We start from the raw sequence: 16686 nt of genomic DNA on the forward strand, positions 1-16686 counted from the left end.
TTCGACTTCCGGCCTCTATTTAGCGCATCTTGGGGTCTAGACGGGCAATATGTAAGGTATGAATCTCTAGCGGTTGATCCCCGCCCTAGAGGCAGCCGATCCCTAACATGCACCATCGCGAGTCGCCATGGAACGTCGAGTGTCATCGCTATCCCAGGGGCAACGCCTGCTAGCCGCCATCATGATTACTGATGCGGTAGGCTTTAGCACCCGCATGTCAACCGACGAGGAATGCACTCTGCGGTTGATCGATCGCGATCTGACGCTGATTGGCGATATCTGCCGAGAGTTTGGCGGCACCGTGCTCAAATCGACCGGCGACGGGCTGCTGATTTACTTTCTCAGCGCTGTCGAGGCGGTCTCCTGCGGGTTAGAGATGCAGCGGCGACTGGTTGACCTGGCCGAGGGCCTGGAGCCCAACCAATATCTCGATCACCGCATTGGCGTGCACCTCGGCGATATCCTGGTCAGTGAGCAGGATGTCATGGGCAACGGGGTCAACATCACCGCCCGCCTGCAAACCTTTTCTAAACCCCGAGGCCTGTGCGTATCGCGCACCATCTACGATGTGGTCAAGGCTCGCCTCAATCTTCACGCGACCTTTTTAGGCCCCCTGCAACTCAAGAATATTGAGGAGGCGGTACCCGCCTACCAGCTAGCGCTCCACGCTGAAGATACCGAGTCTGGCCCCCAGGGCTCTGAGGATCATACCTGCACCCTACCCATGACCTCGGAGGCGCTGCTGGCCAACGCCCTGCGCCACCTCAGCACCCACACCCACAGCCTGCGCATCAAAAAACTGGTGTTTGCCACCTATCAGCAGGCCTGGGAAAATGACCCGGCGGTGCTGGATCAGTTCGACCTCCGATCGCTGCTGCTGTCGCTGCGCGATCGCTGCCCGACCCTGACTGACTTTGAAGATCAGCTAAAGCGGGTGGTGGCCGGGCTCAACCGCCAAGATCTCTACAGTGAAGTGGCCGCAACCATCGTTAAGCAGCTTCAGCCCTGGTACGGGCGATCGCTGTTTCAAAATCCTGAGACCACTCCCGAAGCTACCCAGCTCACCGTGCGGTCTCTAGAAGAGCGCTGCCAAGCTATTGCCGACCAGTTTGACCAAAGCCCCGAGGCCCTGCGACTGCGCAAGCTGCTGCACTGTCTCTGTCATGGCGGCTGGGAAAACGACCCCAGCCGTCTCAGCGAGACCTATTTACCAGGGTTAATTCAGCAGATTCTCACCCTGGCACCTCGGCCCCAGGATCTGCGCTATCGGCTGGGCCGCATTGTTAAATATCTCAACCGCCGCCAGCAGTACACCCGCCTAGCCAACCAGATTATGGTTGGCTTCCAGCCCCTCTACCAAACCCAACCTGAGGCCCTAGCCGAGGCCACGGCTCTAGTAGAATCGACGGTTCTGGCCGAATCTACCGTTCTGGCTGACCCCTCTGGCCCCTCCAGTCCGATCGCCGAAGTCTATACAACCCTCGCCAGCGGTGGCTACGACCAGCCAGCAGATTTGACTACCCTCCACGGCACCCTCTCTAACCCCATAAATAGCGGGTCTGAGCTGGGCGGCCCAAGGCGCGATCGCTCATCGCTATTTGACCTGCGGGGCGATATTATTCAGTATGCTAATCCGCTGCGGGCCAAAATTTTGCTGTACTCCTGTCTCTACGGCCCCTTCGGCTATACAACCCAAGACTGGTCGAACCTCAGCCGACGCACCCTTGACGACTTATTGCAGCAAACCTTTGAATACTGTCCCACCTACTCCGACTTAGACAGTAAGCTATCCATTATCGCCCACTGTCTGGGCCAAGTCGGCGACGGGGGGCAGGTGGCCAGCGCCATCGCTCAGGCGATGCGCGCCTACTATCCCCAAGACCCCAATAGTCTGTTAGAGCCAGCAGAGGCAGTAGTCGGCACAACAACCCATCTTGAAGTTGTTTCTGAGTCGGCTAATGCTGGCGATCGTTCCACTGTGGCGGCCCCTGTATCGGCCCGCTTTTCTGCCTAAGCCCCTTGGTCTTCGCTATGAATGCCCGCGAACTGCTCGACGCCTATGCCCGTGGCGATATGGACTTTAAGGGTAAGACCCTGGTGGGCATTGACCTCGCCGGGGCTGATTTGATTGGGGCCAATATGGTGCAGGCAGATCTGGAAAACGCCAACCTCATGCTGGCGTTTTTGACGCGGGTGCGCTTTCGCCAAGCCAATTTGTCGCGGGCGCGACTGGGGGGAGCCAACCTCAACCAGGCCGACCTGTCGGCGGCCATGCTGCGCGATGCTGACCTGCACGGGGCCAGCCTCCAGGGGGCTGATCTGCGCAGCGCCAATATGACCCTGGCCGATCTGCTCGATGCCAACCTCACCGGGGCTGACCTGCGCAACGCCGATCTCAGCGGTGCCAACCTCACCGGAGCCTGCCTGCGCGGGGCCAATCTGCGCCAAGAAAACCGCAAGTATGCCACCAATCTGCGGGGGGCTAAGCTGCACCTGGCCGACCTGCGGGGCACCAATCTGTCAGGGGCCGATTTGGCCTACGTTGACCTCAGCGGCGCTAATCTCAGCGAGGCGGTGCTGCGCGATGCCAACCTCAAGGGGGCCAATTTGCAGGGGGCGCTGTTGTGCAATGCCAACCTCAGCGATGTTGACCTGAGCCAGAGCTGTTTAGAATCAGCCGATCTCACCCAGTGCCGTTTGCCTCGCAGCAACCTCAGCCAGGCCAATCTTAACCGCATCAACGCCAAAGGGGTTGACTTCACCGAGGCCACGATGGCCCTGGCTCAGATGGATGACTGCAACCTAGTCGGGGCTCGCTTTAGTCGCTCTGACCTGTCTCGGGTGAGTCTGCGCCGGTCTATTCTCACTAAAGCTCTGCTGGTTGAAGCCTATTTGGGCCGGGCCGATCTCACCGATGCCGACCTGAGCGAAGCGATTCTAGAGCGGGCCGAAATCAGCAGCACCACCCTAGTCAACGTCACGCTGACGGGCACTACCATGCCCGATGGCAGTATTCATGAGTGATGGGAGTGGTTATCCCGATCGGCATAACCGCTCCCGCCATTCGTCACCGCTGGATTTCAACCATCACTGCGATCGCTATGGGGGTTGAGTTTGAAGTTTAATCAAGCCAAGTTTTGGCGGCAAGTTCGGCGGTTAATGCAGCGCGGCCACCAGGGCTGGACTAAGGCTCAGTCATTCCTCTGGGATCTGACGCTAAACACAGCCGCCTGGGTCGAGAGCACAATCGCCCCAATGCGGCGATCGGTAGCCGCCGATGACCTAACTCAGCTACGGCAGGATCTGCTGGACGAATCGCGGCTGAGCTGGCACTACCTGGTGCTCGTGGTGGGGGCCTGCATTATTGCGACCCTGGGGCTGCTCTCCAACAGTGCAGCAGTCATTATTGGCGCGATGATCATTGCGCCGCTGATGCTGCCCATTCGCGGCGCGGCCTTTGGCATTCTAGAGGCCGATCGCCCCCTCATTCGGGCTAGCCTCTTGGCCTTGGCCATAGGCTCTGTGTTATCGGTGGTTATCGCCGCTCTGCTAGGCGCAGTCACCGGAGTGGCCCAGTTTGGCAGCGAGGTGATGGCTCGCACCCAGCCCACACTGCTTGACTTGGGCATTGCGATCACGGCGGGGGCGATAGCGGGGGTGGCCAAAGTTGAGCCTAAGGTGGCGGGTACCGTGGCGGGGACAGCGATCGCCGTGGCCCTCATGCCTCCCATCTGCGTTGTCGGTCTGTGGCTGGGTAGAGGCAACCTGGAGCTTAGCTTGGGGGCACTGCTGCTCTATTTCACCAACCTGTTTGGCATCACCCTGGCCTGCATGGCGGTCTTTGTGGTGTTTGGCTACTCCATGGCTCGTCGGGCTCGCCGCCCCCTCGGTATTACCCTGCTGTTCACGGCGTTGCTAGTGATTCCCCTGGGGGCTACAACCCTGCGACTATTCCAGCAAAACCAGCTAGAGGCTAGCGTGAAAAGGGCTCTACTCGATCGCACCCTCACGTTTCAGCGGGTCACCCTAGTGGATATGGACGCTAACTGGTTGACCCAGCCGCCCGAAATCTCGCTCACGGTGAGAACCGCAGAACCGATATCGCCTAAGCAGGTTGAGCTACTGGAGCAGTTTTTGGCGCGCGAGCTGGGTCGCTCCTATAGGCTGACATTTTTGGTGAACCAGCTAGACGCCATTACGAGCGACCCCGATTCAGGGAATGCAGACCCGTAAGGCTTAATAGTCCAGTTCTTCTTCGTACTCGGTGACTTTTTTCTTTTGAGGAATATTGAGGGGCTTGGCCTCGTAGGGTTGGCCCTCGTCTTCCTCTGTCCAGACATCTTCGGTGACGTCTTGGAAGTCAGCATCGTAGGCTTTGTAGCTGCTCTGGTCATCCATGGTAGCTGCCTGGTAGCGTTCCGCAGGCTGCTGGGCCTGGAGGGGGGCTTCAACCCGCTCGGGTTCGCCCCAGTCGTCGTCGCTCCAGCGCTCTTCGGTCGTAGCTGGGCGGGCTTTACTAAATTCGGCGGGCACCTGCACCCCCGAGGGCAGCTGGTTGGCGGTTGACACCGGCATGATGTATTCGCTGTCGTCGTTGCGATCCCAGGGGGCGCTGCCGATGCCCAGGCGCTCTAGCAGGCCCACGCTAAGCTGCACCATTTTCTCTTCGGCACCTTCAAAGACAATCAGGCGATCGGGGCCGCTGCTGACAACTTCATCGATAGAAAGCTCATAGGTGCTGATCACCTGGTCGGGAATCTGGGGCAGCCCAAAGGAGGCAATCACAATGGTTTCCAGTCGCCCGGTGGTAACGTCAAACTTAAAACCCCGCACTCGCCCCAGGGGTTCCCCCGTCTCGGTGATGACTTCACAGTTGACCAGCGTGCTGTAGGGGGCCACGCTCATTTCGTCGTCTAGAACGGCTTCATCATCGACCAGGATGACGTCGCCAATCTGGCGGATGTTGGTGAGCGCCATGACCTGTTGGGTGCTCGATACCAGCCCAGACATAATATTTTCGCGCAGGCCAATGGCCACGACTTCTCGCTGGTCTACATCGACCCAAACCTGGCTGACAATTCCCAGCCGCTGGCCAGAGTTGCGGGTGATTACCTGGGTGCCCAAGAAGTCGGAGCGAAGACGATATTTGTCTAAGGTCATGTTTAATCCATCTCGTGAACCGAGACAACAGAGCGCTGGTACAAGCCAGGCCGGTGGTAGACCGCGTTACCGGGGTAACACGATCCCTTAACCTGAATAGCTATCTTAACCAGAATCGTCTAATTCTACAGGAGGGAAGACCGAACTACCAGACGGATTTGAGCAGTCTACTGGCTTGGATTTAGCCGATAAATTCAGGGATTTAGCGATTGTCTTGATTGTCAACCACTTGTGGCTGGCGTAGCGATCTGAGCGGGTTCTGGATCATTTGGGTCTTGCCCAGATGGACTTTGGGTGGCCAGCGCATTGAGGGTGCATAGCAACTTGTAGCAACGGTAATTGAGGCAACCTGCTGGAGCTTACTTACGCTTAATAGCTGTTGCTAAAACGAGCTGATGACGGGGTTGTGATGAATGGGCACCAAGTCTCAGGCCGATAGCCAGGTTTGGCGCAGATGGGCGATCGCTAACTCCTTGTGCTTGGCCTCCACCTCAATCCAGGGAGCCTGGCGGAAGGCACTGGGCATGGCGGTGATCAAATCGCTGTGGCGAGGGTCGTGGAGGGCGCTGCACCCGTTGGAAATGTGCACCAGTTGCCAGGCCGGGTCGGGCCAGGTGGAGCGAGCCGCTGTCAACATCTGCTCAACACTGGGATGGTCGTAGCTGTCGAGTCGTTCGTGAATTAAATGGTGGTGGGCGTCGAACACCATGGGAATCTGCGTGGCGCGGCAAATGTCTAGAATGGCGGCGGCGCTGTAGGTGTGCTCATCGTTCTCTAGGGTGAGGCGAGAGCGAATCGGCGGCGGCAGATCGCGGATGGTCTGGATCAGGCGATCGCGGCGATCGCCCTTGCCGCCGTGAATATTCATCAACGCCCAGGGCGACTGCGGTAGACCCATCAGGTCAAACCAGCGGGCGTGGGCCGTCAGGATGGTGATGCTGTTTTCAATCACTGTGGGGTTGTCGGAGTTGAGCACCACAAACTGGTCGGGGTGCAGCACCAGCCGAATATGGTTGGCCTGGGCGCGATCGCCCAACTGCTTCAGGGCTTCGGTAAACTCCTCTAGAATTCTTGTACCCAGGGGTGTATCCGAAAACGGAAAAATGTTCGATATCAGGCGATAGAGCCGAATCTGGTTGGCTTGGCAAAACGTGATTGCCAGGTTGAGCCGCCTCAGGTTTTCGCCGTAGAGCGATCGCACCGCCTGGGCCTGGGCCGCCTCATCTAGCTGCAACAGCCGCTTGCGGGTCATGGTCTTAAAGCGCACCTCAGGCGAGGTCGTAATGCAGACCAGTCCGAGATTTGGGGTATCAACGGTGGCTTGGGCAGGCGTTGGGGAGGTCATAGGCGACGGCGCGCTAGCAGTTGGGGGTAGAAGAGAACTTATAGCGATGGCCGCTGCGCTTAGGGCATGAGCCACTAATACAGACAAAACTAGGCGGCACAGCTTCTACTATGGCAAGTAAACTGAGCTGAGCAATCCTCTAGCGGGCATGGATTCCCCCACCCTCTGAGGGGCATCTGCCGACAGTGAACACCTGCCCTCCTACATCCAACCCAGGCAGGCGGCATGGCATTCTGGTGGCAGTCCTGTGGTGAGGTGGCACGATGCAGCAGATTCTAAAACGGCTGGCCAGAACCTGGATGCAGCACATCCATCCGCGCCTGATGTCGTTTATAGCCGCCGTTGGTTTGCTCTGGCTGGGGACATGCCTGCTGATTCTATTCGGGCTGGCCAACCTGGCCGACGAAGTGCTAGAGCAAGAAGCTTTTTTCTTTGACGAGTCGATTCTGCTGTGGATTAATCAATTCGCCACACCGACCTTAGATTGGGTCATGCTAATGTTTACCCGCCTGGGCGACCCTAGCACGGTCGTGCCTCTAACCTGCATTGGGTTTATCGGGCTTTGGTTGCGGCACTATCGGTCGATTGCGATCGCGTTTGCCATTAACTGCGTGGGTGGAGCAGTGCTCAGCACTGGGCTAAAACTGCTGTTCGGCAAAACCCGGCCAGCCCTTTGGCCTCAGATTATTACTGAGAGCACCTACAGTTTTCCCAGCGGCCATGCCCTGGGGTCGATGGTGCTCTACGGCTTTTCGGCTTACCTGCTGGCGCAGCGCTTCCCCAAACAAAAACTAATTATTTATGCAGGGGCGGTCTTTTTAATTAGTGGCATCGGCCTGAGTCGGCTTTATCTGGGGGTGCACTGGCCAACGGATGTGCTGGCGGGCTACGGCATTGGTTTTCTGTGGATTAGCGGCTGCATTGCGCTTTTGCGCTTCAAGCTCTCGACTCCACCCTGGCTGAACTGAAGTTGCGGCTGAAGACAATTTTCCCAGACAGAAGAAGTTTGGGTTTGCCTAGCTCCCAGCGCGAGATGGGCTGAGCTGGGGCTGGCCTACGGGTTCTCCCTCTAGCAGCAGGTTGCGAATCAGTCGGGCCAGGCCGCGCTGAGCCAGCTTTGCCACCACCTGCTGACCCATCGCCTGGGTTTCAGGCTTAAACAACAGGGTCGGAATTCGGGTCGCTACCTGGGCGGCATCGAATCCGGGGGTGTCTTTGAGAATGTCGAGAATGCGGCGGAGGTTGTCGAGGTCATTGGAGGCAACGGTGGCCGCAGGCGGCAGATCTTGCTTGAGGCCAAACCGGCGCTGCACGGCGGTGGTCAGGCTCTTGACTGTGCTTTGGCCAAAGTTGTCGAGGCTGTTGACCAGCTCGCCGACGATGCGATCGCGCAAAAACGAGCCCCGGTCTGAGAACAAAAACTCCAGCGTCTGGTCAATCAGCCGATCCATATCGTACTCGTCACTGCTGCGGGCGTTGCGCAGCAGGTTCTCCAGGCGGTTCCAGCGAAAGCTACCGTCTTTAAACAGCAAGTCTTGCAGCGAGGCCCGCAGCTCGGGCGATTGATCCGTGAGCAGCCGCTTAGCGACATAGGGGTAGGCCTTGCTGAGCACCTTAAAGTTAGGGTCAACATTGATGGCGATGCCCTCTAGCGTCACCAGCGATCGAATGATCAGCGCATAGTAGGCAGGCACCCGGAACGGGTACTCGTACATCAGCGCCGAAAATTCGTCGGTAATGCTCTTAAAGTTCAGCTCGGCCACGCTAGCGCCGAGGGCGTTGCTAAACACGTTGGCCAAAGCCGGAATAATTGGCGTCAGGTCGGTGTCTGGGGTAAGAAACTCTAGCTTGACGTAGTCGTTGGCCAGCCCCTCAAAGTCGCGGTTGACCATGTGCACCACCGCCTCAATCAGGCCATAGCGCTGGTAGGGCTTGACCTCACTCATCATGCCAAAGTCAAGGTAGGCCAGCTTGCCGTCGGCCATGGCCAGCAGGTTGCCAGGGTGCGGGTCAGCGTGAAAGAAGCCGTGCTCTAGCAGCTGCCGCAGCGAGCACTGCACCCCCACGTCAATCAGGTGGGTGGCGTCGATGCCCAGGCTATTCAGCTTGTCGATGTTGGTCAGCTTAGTGCCCTCGATCCACTCCATGGTCAGCACCCGGCGGGCGGTGTACTGGGGGTAGATGTGGGGCACGTAGATATCGGAGATATGGCCGTAGAGTTTTGCGAACCGCTGGGCGTTTTCGCCCTCGTGGGTGTAGTCCATCTCTTCAAAGATGCGCTCACCAAACTCATCCATAATGGCGACTAGGTCGCTGCGAATCTGGCTGATGCGGTTGGTGGCGAAGCGAGCCAGCCCCCGCAAAATATGTAGGTCAAGGGCAATGTTCCGAGCCAGGCCGGGGCGCTGCACCTTGATGGCTACGTCTTCGCCGCTGTGCAGTTTGCCTTTGTAGACCTGGCCTAGGGATGCGGCTGCGATCGGGCTTTCGGAAATTTCGGCGTAGATTTGGCTGGGGGGTGCGCCCAGTTCTTCTTCAATAAAGCGGTAGGCGGTGGCGTTAGCAAAGGGCGGGATCTGGTCTTGCAGCGTGGTCAGCTCTTCGAGAAAGACCGGTGGCACCAGATCGGGGCGGGTAGAGAGAGCCTGGCCAATTTTGATGTAGGCGGGGCCAAGGTTAGTGAGCATGGTACGCAACTGGGCGGCCCGCTTACTCTCGTTTTCGGCAGTGCGCCCGGCGCGGGCATCGAGCCAAAGCTGGGCAAAAAAGCTAATCAGCGGCAAGAAAATGCCGACAAACCGCGCCCAAACTTGAAACGGGCGGCGGCGGTAGTGGGCCGCGATCGCCTCTGGGTCATAGCCATAGGACTCAAAGGGATCTTGGGCTTTGGTGGCCAGGGTGCGAGGCCGGGGCGCAGCCAGGACGGGCTCAGGTACAGTCGCCGCAGTCGGAGTCATCTCCTCTCCGGTTACCGTAATGACTTCAGCGTCGATGATATCGATAGCGCCACTAAAGTGCTGAGCCGAATCCTGGGTGGTATTTAAAGCCATAGCGCGCTCAGAGAGAGGATTGAGAACCGAGGAGTTGAGAGTCGGGGAGACTGGGCGATCGCCTAAACCACTCCCGTAAACTATTGTAACGGCATAGTCTCCGAATCCCCGGTGGTGACCTCCCTACTTCTTCCGATCGGATTCTGTCAATAGCTAGACAAGGCAAGCCCCCCAAATCTCAAAAGACTTGAGGGGCATGCGGTTTGAATCAAATATAGCGCTGGCCAGTTCGCTTAGGCCATTGCTACTGCCTGTAGCTAAAACTGGGACGGCAAACTGGCTATGAATAACTACGCAGCCGATCGCCGGGGGCGCTTGCGCTCAGACTTTTTCTTGTAGCCGATGGCCTGGGCCTCGTTGCTGTCGGAGCCGTAGACACCGCGCACCAGTTCTTTCATGGCCAGCACGTTTTGGTGGAACTGCCATTCGGCCAGGCGGGCCTTATCGGCGGCGGCTCTGGCACGCACCATGATCGCAGTCTCTTCATCCTGGGCGGCAATCATCTCGGCGTAGCTGCTCTGGAGCCCTTCAATGGTGGTCTCGGGGCGGGCGGAGGTGTAGTCGGCGATGGTGCGCGCACCGCGCAGGGAAGCAACATCCTGGTCGAGGTAGTCGGGCCGCAAACGGCGGGTAGTATCGGTGCTGGGCATGGGTGTAGTGCTCCTTGATGGCAATACAAAAGGGTGGTTAAAACATCGGGTTAACGGTTAGGGCTGGGGAGGCTCGCCTGTCTCTCAGGGCAATGTGCCCGCTGCGATCGCCGACCCGGAAAAAACGGTACAGCTTTATAGAAACAATATGGACTGGCGCTGCTGAATGAAGTGGCGATGATAGTGAAGCATAACCACCCCGGTACTTACCTGTTACCAGGGTGCGATTGCCTGTTACCGAGGTGTGATTATTTGATGCCGGGGCGCAATTGCTTGTTACCGAGGCGCGATTGTTAATCACCGGGATGCGACTGCTTGTTACCAGGGCGCGATTGCTTCGCGTGCCTGGTGCCCATGCTCTGCCTGGGTATCAAGCTGTAGGGTCGGTATCGCCCACCCTGTACCCACGCGTTAGCGAAGCTATCCGAAGGAATCGCAAGCCAAACCCATCGGGTGAACGCCGCTCATCGTCTGCCTTCTGCGATCGCTGGATATTTGAGGGGATGGGATGGTGGTGGGTGAATGAGTGGGGCGGTGGGCAGTGCCCACCCTACTTTTTGACTACGTTTTGATTAACTTATGGAGATGGGGGAAGCTGTAGCTCGATGCCAACTTTGTCGCCTAGCTCGACTACCTCGTCAACAAAATTGTTGGCAGCGGTGACACTCCCCGACAATAGTGTGGCTGCTGTGAGCAGTGCTGTCAGCCGCTTTTTCAAGCGAGGCATGCTGCGTTGGTCTTCTGGCTTTTTGACTTCCTCTTCAATGTCGTCGATATCGATAATCAGATCATCTTGGGCGTCTGGTGGAAATTGAGAGGCTGTCTGACGTAGGTTGGCAATGAGTTGTAGTAACTCGGCCACGCTAGCGCCAGTGGTTTGGGTAAAACCGGAAGCGTTGACCTGAGCGTTGTCTTTGGCTTCGTTGACGACGTTGCCAATGTTGGAGCCTGAAATTTGGCTGCCGATTTTGTTGCCTGCGACTTTATCGCCAGCAACGTTGTCGCCATTGCCGTACTGGTGAACTGTGTTTTCCATAGCTGAAAGAGATGATGAAACGATATTAGGCGTGTAGTGAAGCTTTAGAAGTTGGCTGGTGTGTAGCGGCAGCATGGCGTAGGTTTGCCCGTCGTCGTCGCTGAACTCAACTTCGTAGACGTCAGGTGCTAGGGGTTCAACCAGGGTGCCGACCTGCCCAGCAGTGAGGTGATGCTGGGGTAGATCATGTTTGAGCGCAACGGCATCGAGTAGCTGAAACTGAGTTGCCATATTAACCATAGGGTTACCTCACGATGTAACAGCTGACGAGTCGAGGGAAGGTTTCATTGGGGTGGATAATCCACGTAGTGCGGACGGTAGCCGTGTTTTGGCCGCGAGTCATGGCAAAGTCTACTCGATAGCGCTGACCGTACTCGTCAATCTCACCTGGCGTGGCATCCTGGGTTTGAATCGCTTTCAAAATCGCAGACCTTAGCAGCTCAGCGTCTTGACTAGTTAGTCCTAAGATAGCGGTAAACAAGCGGGCTTTGTGTTTGCCACGAGAATGGTTTGGATTAAGGCTGTAATTGCGTAGTTTGATGAGTTCGATGAATGCGGATGCGGCGTTAGGTAGCTGCATGGCTAGCTGTGTTTATCGCCTTGTATTGAGTCACCTGCCACGTTATCGCCTGGACCGTATTGGTAAACGTTGTAATCACCTGAAATATAAGTGTTTTGTTTGTTTTTGCCAGTCTCGTTCAACTTCTTTAAATCCGGGTTCAATGCATCTAAGACTTCTATTCTATCTTGAGATATTAGGTCTAAAAGTTTAGCCAAAGCCTCATCATCATCGTCTAAGTATAACGAATACAATATGTCCTCATCAAAGCTTGTATGCTCTTCAGTTAATTGATCTTGCAGTCTTGAGAAGAAAGTTTCTTCGTCCACCTTTTTAATTGTCTTTCCGGTTTTGCCTTCAATCAATTCGCATTTTTGCATCACCTTCTCATATAGCATTGCCTTGATATCTCCGCTCAAGACCTGAGCGATAGCATGCTCCAATCGCATGTAATATTCACTTGATTCATCTTTTCTTTTGATATGAAATTGATAATTTATATACTCAGGGATATAAATAGGTACATTGGAAGCGTTCAGGTCTACCAAAATGACTTGTCTATCGAAGGCATTTGCTATACCTAATTTGTAGTAATTTTCATCGATCATACTTCCTTCGTATCCGATTACTAATACACAGCCTTGTTTCAGAAAGCCGGAGATCTGTTTTACATGACTTCTGTTCAAAGCTCTATATTTGATAGAAAAGCATCTTACCTTTAGTTTTTTGCAAATTTGATGGGCAATAAAATCGCAAGCCTTATGCCATTCATGGGGAAAAATAATATATATATCTTTGGGGTTCAGGTTTTCTTGATCTAAATACTCGACAAGGTTTTTCATTCATTTATGAAATCCGTAAATAGTTCAATATCTGTGACATATACTCAAGTGTTGTCTAGAGATGAAAAAACTTTAATTTCAATTGAGTCATCTTCAATTCCTGCTAAGCTGTTTTTGCGAGCAGCGACATTCCGTCTTACTTCTACAGATTCATAGCCGTCTAGTAACTGTCTTAAATTTATTTTTATCCTAAGTGTTCCAAGTGGATAAGTCTTTTCACCCATAGCTTCAAGTCCCAACAACTCTTGGTACTCTATCGGTCTATGCTCCGGATGACCTGGAACGGGAACATATTCGGTGACGGCGAGATCAGCAAAGCTACTATGGATTTTGTTAAAGGTATAGCGAATTTGAGAGAGGTAGCTGCGCCGGGTTTGCTCTTTGCCGCTGACGGAGATAAAAATTTTGCGATCTTCAGAATCAGCTCTGATAAGAGCAAGGTTGTAAACTTCGTCGCCTTCACAGTAGGCCAGCATGGCACCGCTGCGCCAGCAAACCTGCTCGTGAATCTGCTTGTGACTGAGAACGATAAAGCGTGATATCACTCCCTCGGGCAAAATGCGATAGTGATATTGGAAATCCAATGTGTCGCCTTCTAGGCTCGTTCCGTGAGGTTCATCTTTAGGAAGTAAACCAGGAATTAGAAACTTTGGGTTAGCAAAGTCGGGTAGAGCGAAGCAAAGCTGAAACTCCTGCATTAAGTCTGTGAGGTAGTGATGGCGGTTAGCAGGATACCGCTCAGAATCGAGGATGCGGCTAAGGTCTTCGTAAGTCAGGATACCCTTTGTCTCAGTTTTTAAGGTTTCATCGCTGAGTAAGGCATAAATGCCTTTTGTCACCCAATCGGGATTGAGAACGTTCGTGTCTTTTAACAAAGGATGCTCACGGAAGTTGAGCACTAGCCCTAGGTTGTGAAGCAGCTCAATAAGCTGTTCCTGGTTGTGCTCTTCAGGAATTTTGTTCTCGTAGCAGATGCCAATGTATTTGCTGTATGAGATGAAATCTGCCTGCATTGCTTTGAGTTGCTCTTTAACCTCAAACCAGGAAAGCGGTAGCAGGTTGTAGATTTCAGGCAACTGTGCAACTTCTTCATAAATGGCCGTACGTAGTTCTTCGATACCATCTCCGGTTTGGCAAGAGGTTTCAAGAATGGCGCGGATATTGGGGTATTTCTCTCGCAGGGCCTTACGGTTGATGTCGAGAGGCTGCTCGTCTTTTTTGTTGCCGACGATGATGACGGGCGATGCGCCGCCAAAGCTTTCAATAAGTTTTAGCCAATATTCCAGACGATTTTCTTCTTCGCTAGCGCGGCAGTTGCAGACTAGCAGATACAGGCTGCTTTTTGTGAGGAAAATTTGGTGAGTAGCGTGGTAAATTTCTTGCCCACCAAAATCCCAAACGTTGAGGCGCACATCTTTGCTGTTGACGTGAATCAGCCAATCGCTGACGTTGAGACCGTCTGTTTTAGGTTCGTTTTTATTCAAGTGATTGTTGATCAACCTTTTGACAAGCGATGTTTTGCCGACGCTGCCTTGTCCAACTAGTATCAGCTTGGCTTCGTTCAGGGGCTTGACTTCGCCGCTACGCAGCAGCCGCAAGTAGTTGAAGACTTCCTCGATTGCTCCAGGATCGCGATGAAGTTCTGGTGGCCCCAATATTTCAGGAGGGATGGGCAGTGGGTTGCGTCGCAGGTCTAATTTTTGAAGCTGCGGCAGAGCCTCTAAACCGTTTGGAACTTGCTCAAAGCAGTTATCGCTGAGGTTAAGTGATTGGAGCGAGGCGAGCTGGGTGATTTCCAACGGTAGACTGCTGAGTTGGTTAGAGCTGAGGTTGAGCAATTGGAGCAAGGTGAGCTTGTCAATCTCAGGCGGCAGCTCAGTGAGGTTTTTGCCAGAAAGATCGAGGGTTTTCCAGCCTTCGGCAGCGGCTTGGTCAATCAGGCGCAGCAGTTCATCTTGGGGCATTACGGGCGCGGCGGCAACGTTCCCTCAGTTTTAGCAGAAGTAAGGGAGAAGAGAATCAGGGAGTTAGAGATAGAATGCAGCAGACTGTAAAAGGCATGCCCGCCTCTAGCCACTACCAGCGCATCAAAGCCATCGCGATCGTTTCGGCCTCACCCGATTCTCTACCGACAAAACGGCGAGCCTTTTAAAGGCTTACGCATTTTCAGCGGCGTATCCACAGGACTTCCCATTAAAATACGTGGGTACTAACATGCTGCCCCCATGCTAACGGCCCTGCACATCGAGAACTTTGCCCTGATCGATCACCTCGATCTGCGGCTAGAGGCGGGCCTAAACGTGCTGACCGGCGAAACCGGGGCAGGCAAATCGATCATTCTCGACGCCATCGATGCCGCCCTGGGAGGCAAAGCCAACCAGCGACTGGTGCGATCGGGCAGCCAAAAAGCCCTGGTAGAAGCCACCTTCGACGTACCCCAAGACATCCACACCTGGCTAGCCGAGCAGGAATTCCCCACCGCTGACGGTGCCCTCGTGCTGCGGCGCGAACTGACCCTGGGCAAAACCCTGCGCAGCCGCTCCTTCCTCAACGGCAGCCCCGCCACCCGGCCCCAGCTAGAGGGGCTGCGGCAAAAGCTGGTCGAAATCACCGCCCAGGGGCAGACGGTGCTGCTCGGCTCGGGCGATCGCCAGCGAGAGTGGCTCGACGGCTTTGGCGGTGCCCCCCTCGTCACCCAGCGCCAGAAAGTTGCCACCGCCTACGAGGCAGCGGCCCAAGCCAAAAAACGGCTAGACACCCGCCGCAAGGCCGACCAGCAGCGCCGCGACCAGCTCGACCTGCTGCGCATGCACCGCCAAGACCTAGAGCAAGCCCAGCTCGACGACCCCCAAGAACTCGAAAACCTCGCCCAGGAGCACGATCGCCTCAACCACAGCGTTGACCTCCAGCAAAACAGCTACGCCGCCTACCAAATTCTCTACGAGAGCGACGCGGGGGAAAGCGCTTGCGCCGACCTGCTGGGCAAGGCCGAAGCCATTTTGATCGACATGGAGCGCTACGACCCAGCCATTACCTCAATTTTGGGCATGGTCAGCGAAGCCCTCACCCAGATCGAAGAAGCCGGGCGCGCCATCAACGCCTACGGGGCCAGCGTCGAGGCCGACCCCCAGCGGCTCGAAGAAGTGGAAGAACGCATGCGCCAGCTTAAGGCTCTGTGCCGCCGCTTCAGCCGCACCCTGCCCGAGCTAGTGGCCTACCGCGACGAGGTCAACCAGGCCCTAGCCGAACTCTCCGGTGAAGGCCAGTCCATCGAAGCCCTGGAGGCCGAGGTCGAGAAGACCCAGACCGTCTTGACGGAGGCCTGCGCCCAACTCACCCAGCTGCGCCAGGGCGTGGCCCAGAAGTTAGAGACCCGCCTAGTCAACGAACTCAAACCCCTGGCCATGGATCGGGTGCAGTTTGAGGTCGAGTTGACCCCCATCGCCCCCACCGCCAACGGGGCCGATGGCATTCGTTTTTTGTTTAGCCCCAACCCCGGCGAACCCCTGCAACCCCTGGCCGAAACCGCCTCGGGCGGTGAGATGAGCCGATTTTTGCTGGCGCTGAAGGCCTGCTTTTCCCAGGTTGACCCGGTGGGTACGCTGGTGTTCGACGAGATCGACGTGGGAGTGTCGGGCCGGGTAGCCCAGGCGATCGCCGAAAAGCTCTACCAGCTCGGTCGCCAGCATCAGGTGCTCTGCGTCACCCACCAGCCCATGGTGGCGGCCCTGGCCGATGCCCACTTTCGGGTGGGTAAACATGTGGTCGAAGCCGTCCTGGCGAAAGGAGCCAAGGCGGGGGAGGGCGAGGCCGAGCGCACCGTAGTGCGGGTGCTGCCGCTGTCGCTGAGCGATCGCCGCGAAGAGCTGGCCCAGCTCGCCGGGGGCGAGTCGCACCAGCAATCGCTCTCCTTTGCCGAGGCGTTGCTGTCCCAGGCCGACAGCATTCGCAAAAAGCTGTGATGGTCTTAAATCACTGTTAGGTCTTGTCCAGACTTTGCTTTCGTCGTTGAAAATCAGCCTCAAGCCGTCGCGTTCTAAAATT

Annotated in this window: 13 protein-coding genes; 5 read left to right on the forward strand and 8 right to left on the reverse strand. The window is 55.8% G+C overall.

Going from position 1 to position 16686, the window contains the following annotated elements:
* Window positions 1-127 precede the first annotated feature (127 nt).
* The 3 genes from H6G07_RS06345 to H6G07_RS06355 all read left to right on the forward strand — a co-directional run bounded on the left by H6G07_RS06345 (window position 128) and on the right by H6G07_RS06355 (window position 4233).
* On the forward strand, window positions 128-2014 hold the full coding sequence (locus tag H6G07_RS06345) for an adenylate/guanylate cyclase domain-containing protein (RefSeq protein WP_073607552.1): 1887 nt from the start codon (window positions 128-130) through the stop codon (window positions 2012-2014).
* 17 nt (window positions 2015-2031) lie between these two features.
* Window positions 2032-3024, forward strand: coding sequence for a pentapeptide repeat-containing protein (locus H6G07_RS06350; RefSeq protein WP_073607553.1), 993 nt, complete (start codon window positions 2032-2034; stop codon window positions 3022-3024).
* Window positions 3025-3114: 90 nt separating this feature from the next.
* Window positions 3115-4233, forward strand: coding sequence for a DUF389 domain-containing protein (locus tag H6G07_RS06355; RefSeq protein WP_084172949.1), 1119 nt, complete (start codon window positions 3115-3117; stop codon window positions 4231-4233).
* Between the two features lie 3 nt (window positions 4234-4236).
* Here the strand turns inward: H6G07_RS06355 and H6G07_RS06360 are convergent, their stop codons facing one another.
* Both H6G07_RS06360 and uvsE read right to left on the reverse strand, forming a co-directional pair.
* Window positions 4237-5160 (reverse strand): PRC-barrel domain-containing protein, encoded by a 924-nt coding sequence (locus H6G07_RS06360; protein ID WP_073607554.1) that lies wholly within the window; start codon window positions 5158-5160, stop codon window positions 4237-4239.
* 427 nt (window positions 5161-5587) lie between these two features.
* Window positions 5588-6505, reverse strand: coding sequence for a UV DNA damage repair endonuclease UvsE (gene uvsE, locus H6G07_RS06365; protein WP_073607555.1), 918 nt, complete (start codon window positions 6503-6505; stop codon window positions 5588-5590).
* A 263-nt stretch (window positions 6506-6768) separates the two neighbouring features.
* Between uvsE and H6G07_RS06370 the strand changes: the two genes are divergently transcribed.
* Window positions 6769-7473: a phosphatase PAP2 family protein gene (locus tag H6G07_RS06370; RefSeq protein WP_199311947.1), complete on the forward strand. Its 705-nt coding sequence runs from the start codon at window positions 6769-6771 to the stop codon at window positions 7471-7473.
* 48 nt (window positions 7474-7521) lie between these two features.
* On the opposite strand, the gene H6G07_RS06375 is transcribed toward H6G07_RS06370, so the two are convergent.
* The 6 genes from H6G07_RS06375 to H6G07_RS06400 form a co-directional block, all read right to left on the reverse strand.
* Entirely contained in the window at window positions 7522-9462 is a 1941-nt protein-coding gene (locus tag H6G07_RS06375) for an ABC1 kinase family protein (RefSeq protein ID WP_084172975.1), read from the reverse strand.
* Window positions 9463-9845: 383 nt separating this feature from the next.
* Window positions 9846-10205, reverse strand: coding sequence for a hypothetical protein (locus tag H6G07_RS06380; RefSeq protein ID WP_073607557.1), 360 nt, complete (start codon window positions 10203-10205; stop codon window positions 9846-9848).
* A gap of 577 nt (window positions 10206-10782) precedes the next feature.
* Window positions 10783-11481 (reverse strand): DUF4926 domain-containing protein, encoded by a 699-nt coding sequence (locus tag H6G07_RS26825; protein ID WP_338420682.1) that lies wholly within the window; start codon window positions 11479-11481, stop codon window positions 10783-10785.
* A gap of 4 nt (window positions 11482-11485) precedes the next feature.
* Complete coding sequence (locus H6G07_RS26830; RefSeq protein ID WP_073607559.1) at window positions 11486-11821, reverse strand: DUF6883 domain-containing protein; 336 nt, start codon at window positions 11819-11821, stop codon at window positions 11486-11488.
* A 2-nt stretch (window positions 11822-11823) separates the two neighbouring features.
* On the reverse strand, window positions 11824-12642 hold the full coding sequence (locus H6G07_RS06395; protein ID WP_073607560.1) for a hypothetical protein: 819 nt from the start codon (window positions 12640-12642) through the stop codon (window positions 11824-11826).
* A 44-nt stretch (window positions 12643-12686) separates the two neighbouring features.
* Window positions 12687-14606 carry a COR domain-containing protein gene (locus H6G07_RS06400; RefSeq protein WP_084172951.1) on the reverse strand — a complete coding sequence of 640 codons (1920 nt, stop codon included), beginning with the start codon at window positions 14604-14606 and terminating at the stop codon, window positions 12687-12689.
* A gap of 261 nt (window positions 14607-14867) precedes the next feature.
* Between H6G07_RS06400 and recN the strand changes: the two genes are divergently transcribed.
* Window positions 14868-16604, forward strand: coding sequence for a DNA repair protein RecN (gene recN / locus H6G07_RS06405; RefSeq protein ID WP_073607561.1), 1737 nt, complete (start codon window positions 14868-14870; stop codon window positions 16602-16604).
* Window positions 16605-16686: the final 82 nt, after the last annotated feature.

This window comes from Phormidium tenue FACHB-1052 (genome assembly GCF_014696675.1).
In the GTDB taxonomy this organism is placed as follows: domain Bacteria; phylum Cyanobacteriota; class Cyanobacteriia; order Phormidesmidales; family Phormidesmidaceae; genus Nodosilinea; species Nodosilinea tenuis_A.

What these genes read in the sequence shown, in the direction of transcription:
- H6G07_RS06345 (WP_073607552.1), top strand. Translation starts at nt 128, where the DNA reads ATGGAACGTCGAGTGTCATCGCTATCCCAGGGGCAACGCCTGCTAGCC.
- H6G07_RS06350 (WP_073607553.1), top strand. Translation starts at nt 2,032, where the DNA reads ATGAATGCCCGCGAACTGCTCGACGCCTATGCCCGTGGCGATATGGAC.
- H6G07_RS06360 (WP_073607554.1), bottom strand. Translation starts at nt 5,160, where the DNA reads ATGACCTTAGACAAATATCGTCTTCGCTCCGACTTCTTGGGCACCCAG.
- uvsE (WP_073607555.1), bottom strand. Translation starts at nt 6,505, where the DNA reads ATGACCTCCCCAACGCCTGCCCAAGCCACCGTTGATACCCCAAATCTC.
- H6G07_RS06370 (WP_199311947.1), top strand. Translation starts at nt 6,769, where the DNA reads ATGCAGCAGATTCTAAAACGGCTGGCCAGAACCTGGATGCAGCACATC.
- H6G07_RS06375 (WP_084172975.1), bottom strand. Translation starts at nt 9,462, where the DNA reads ATGACTCCGACTGCGGCGACTGTACCTGAGCCCGTCCTGGCTGCGCCC.
- H6G07_RS06380 (WP_073607557.1), bottom strand. Translation starts at nt 10,205, where the DNA reads ATGCCCAGCACCGATACTACCCGCCGTTTGCGGCCCGACTACCTCGAC.
- H6G07_RS26825 (WP_338420682.1), bottom strand. Translation starts at nt 11,481, where the DNA reads ATGGTTAATATGGCAACTCAGTTTCAGCTACTCGATGCCGTTGCGCTC.
- H6G07_RS26830 (WP_073607559.1), bottom strand. Translation starts at nt 11,821, where the DNA reads ATGCAGCTACCTAACGCCGCATCCGCATTCATCGAACTCATCAAACTA.
- H6G07_RS06395 (WP_073607560.1), bottom strand. Translation starts at nt 12,642, where the DNA reads ATGAAAAACCTTGTCGAGTATTTAGATCAAGAAAACCTGAACCCCAAA.
- H6G07_RS06400 (WP_084172951.1), bottom strand. Translation starts at nt 14,606, where the DNA reads ATGCCCCAAGATGAACTGCTGCGCCTGATTGACCAAGCCGCTGCCGAA.
- recN (WP_073607561.1), top strand. Translation starts at nt 14,868, where the DNA reads ATGCTAACGGCCCTGCACATCGAGAACTTTGCCCTGATCGATCACCTC.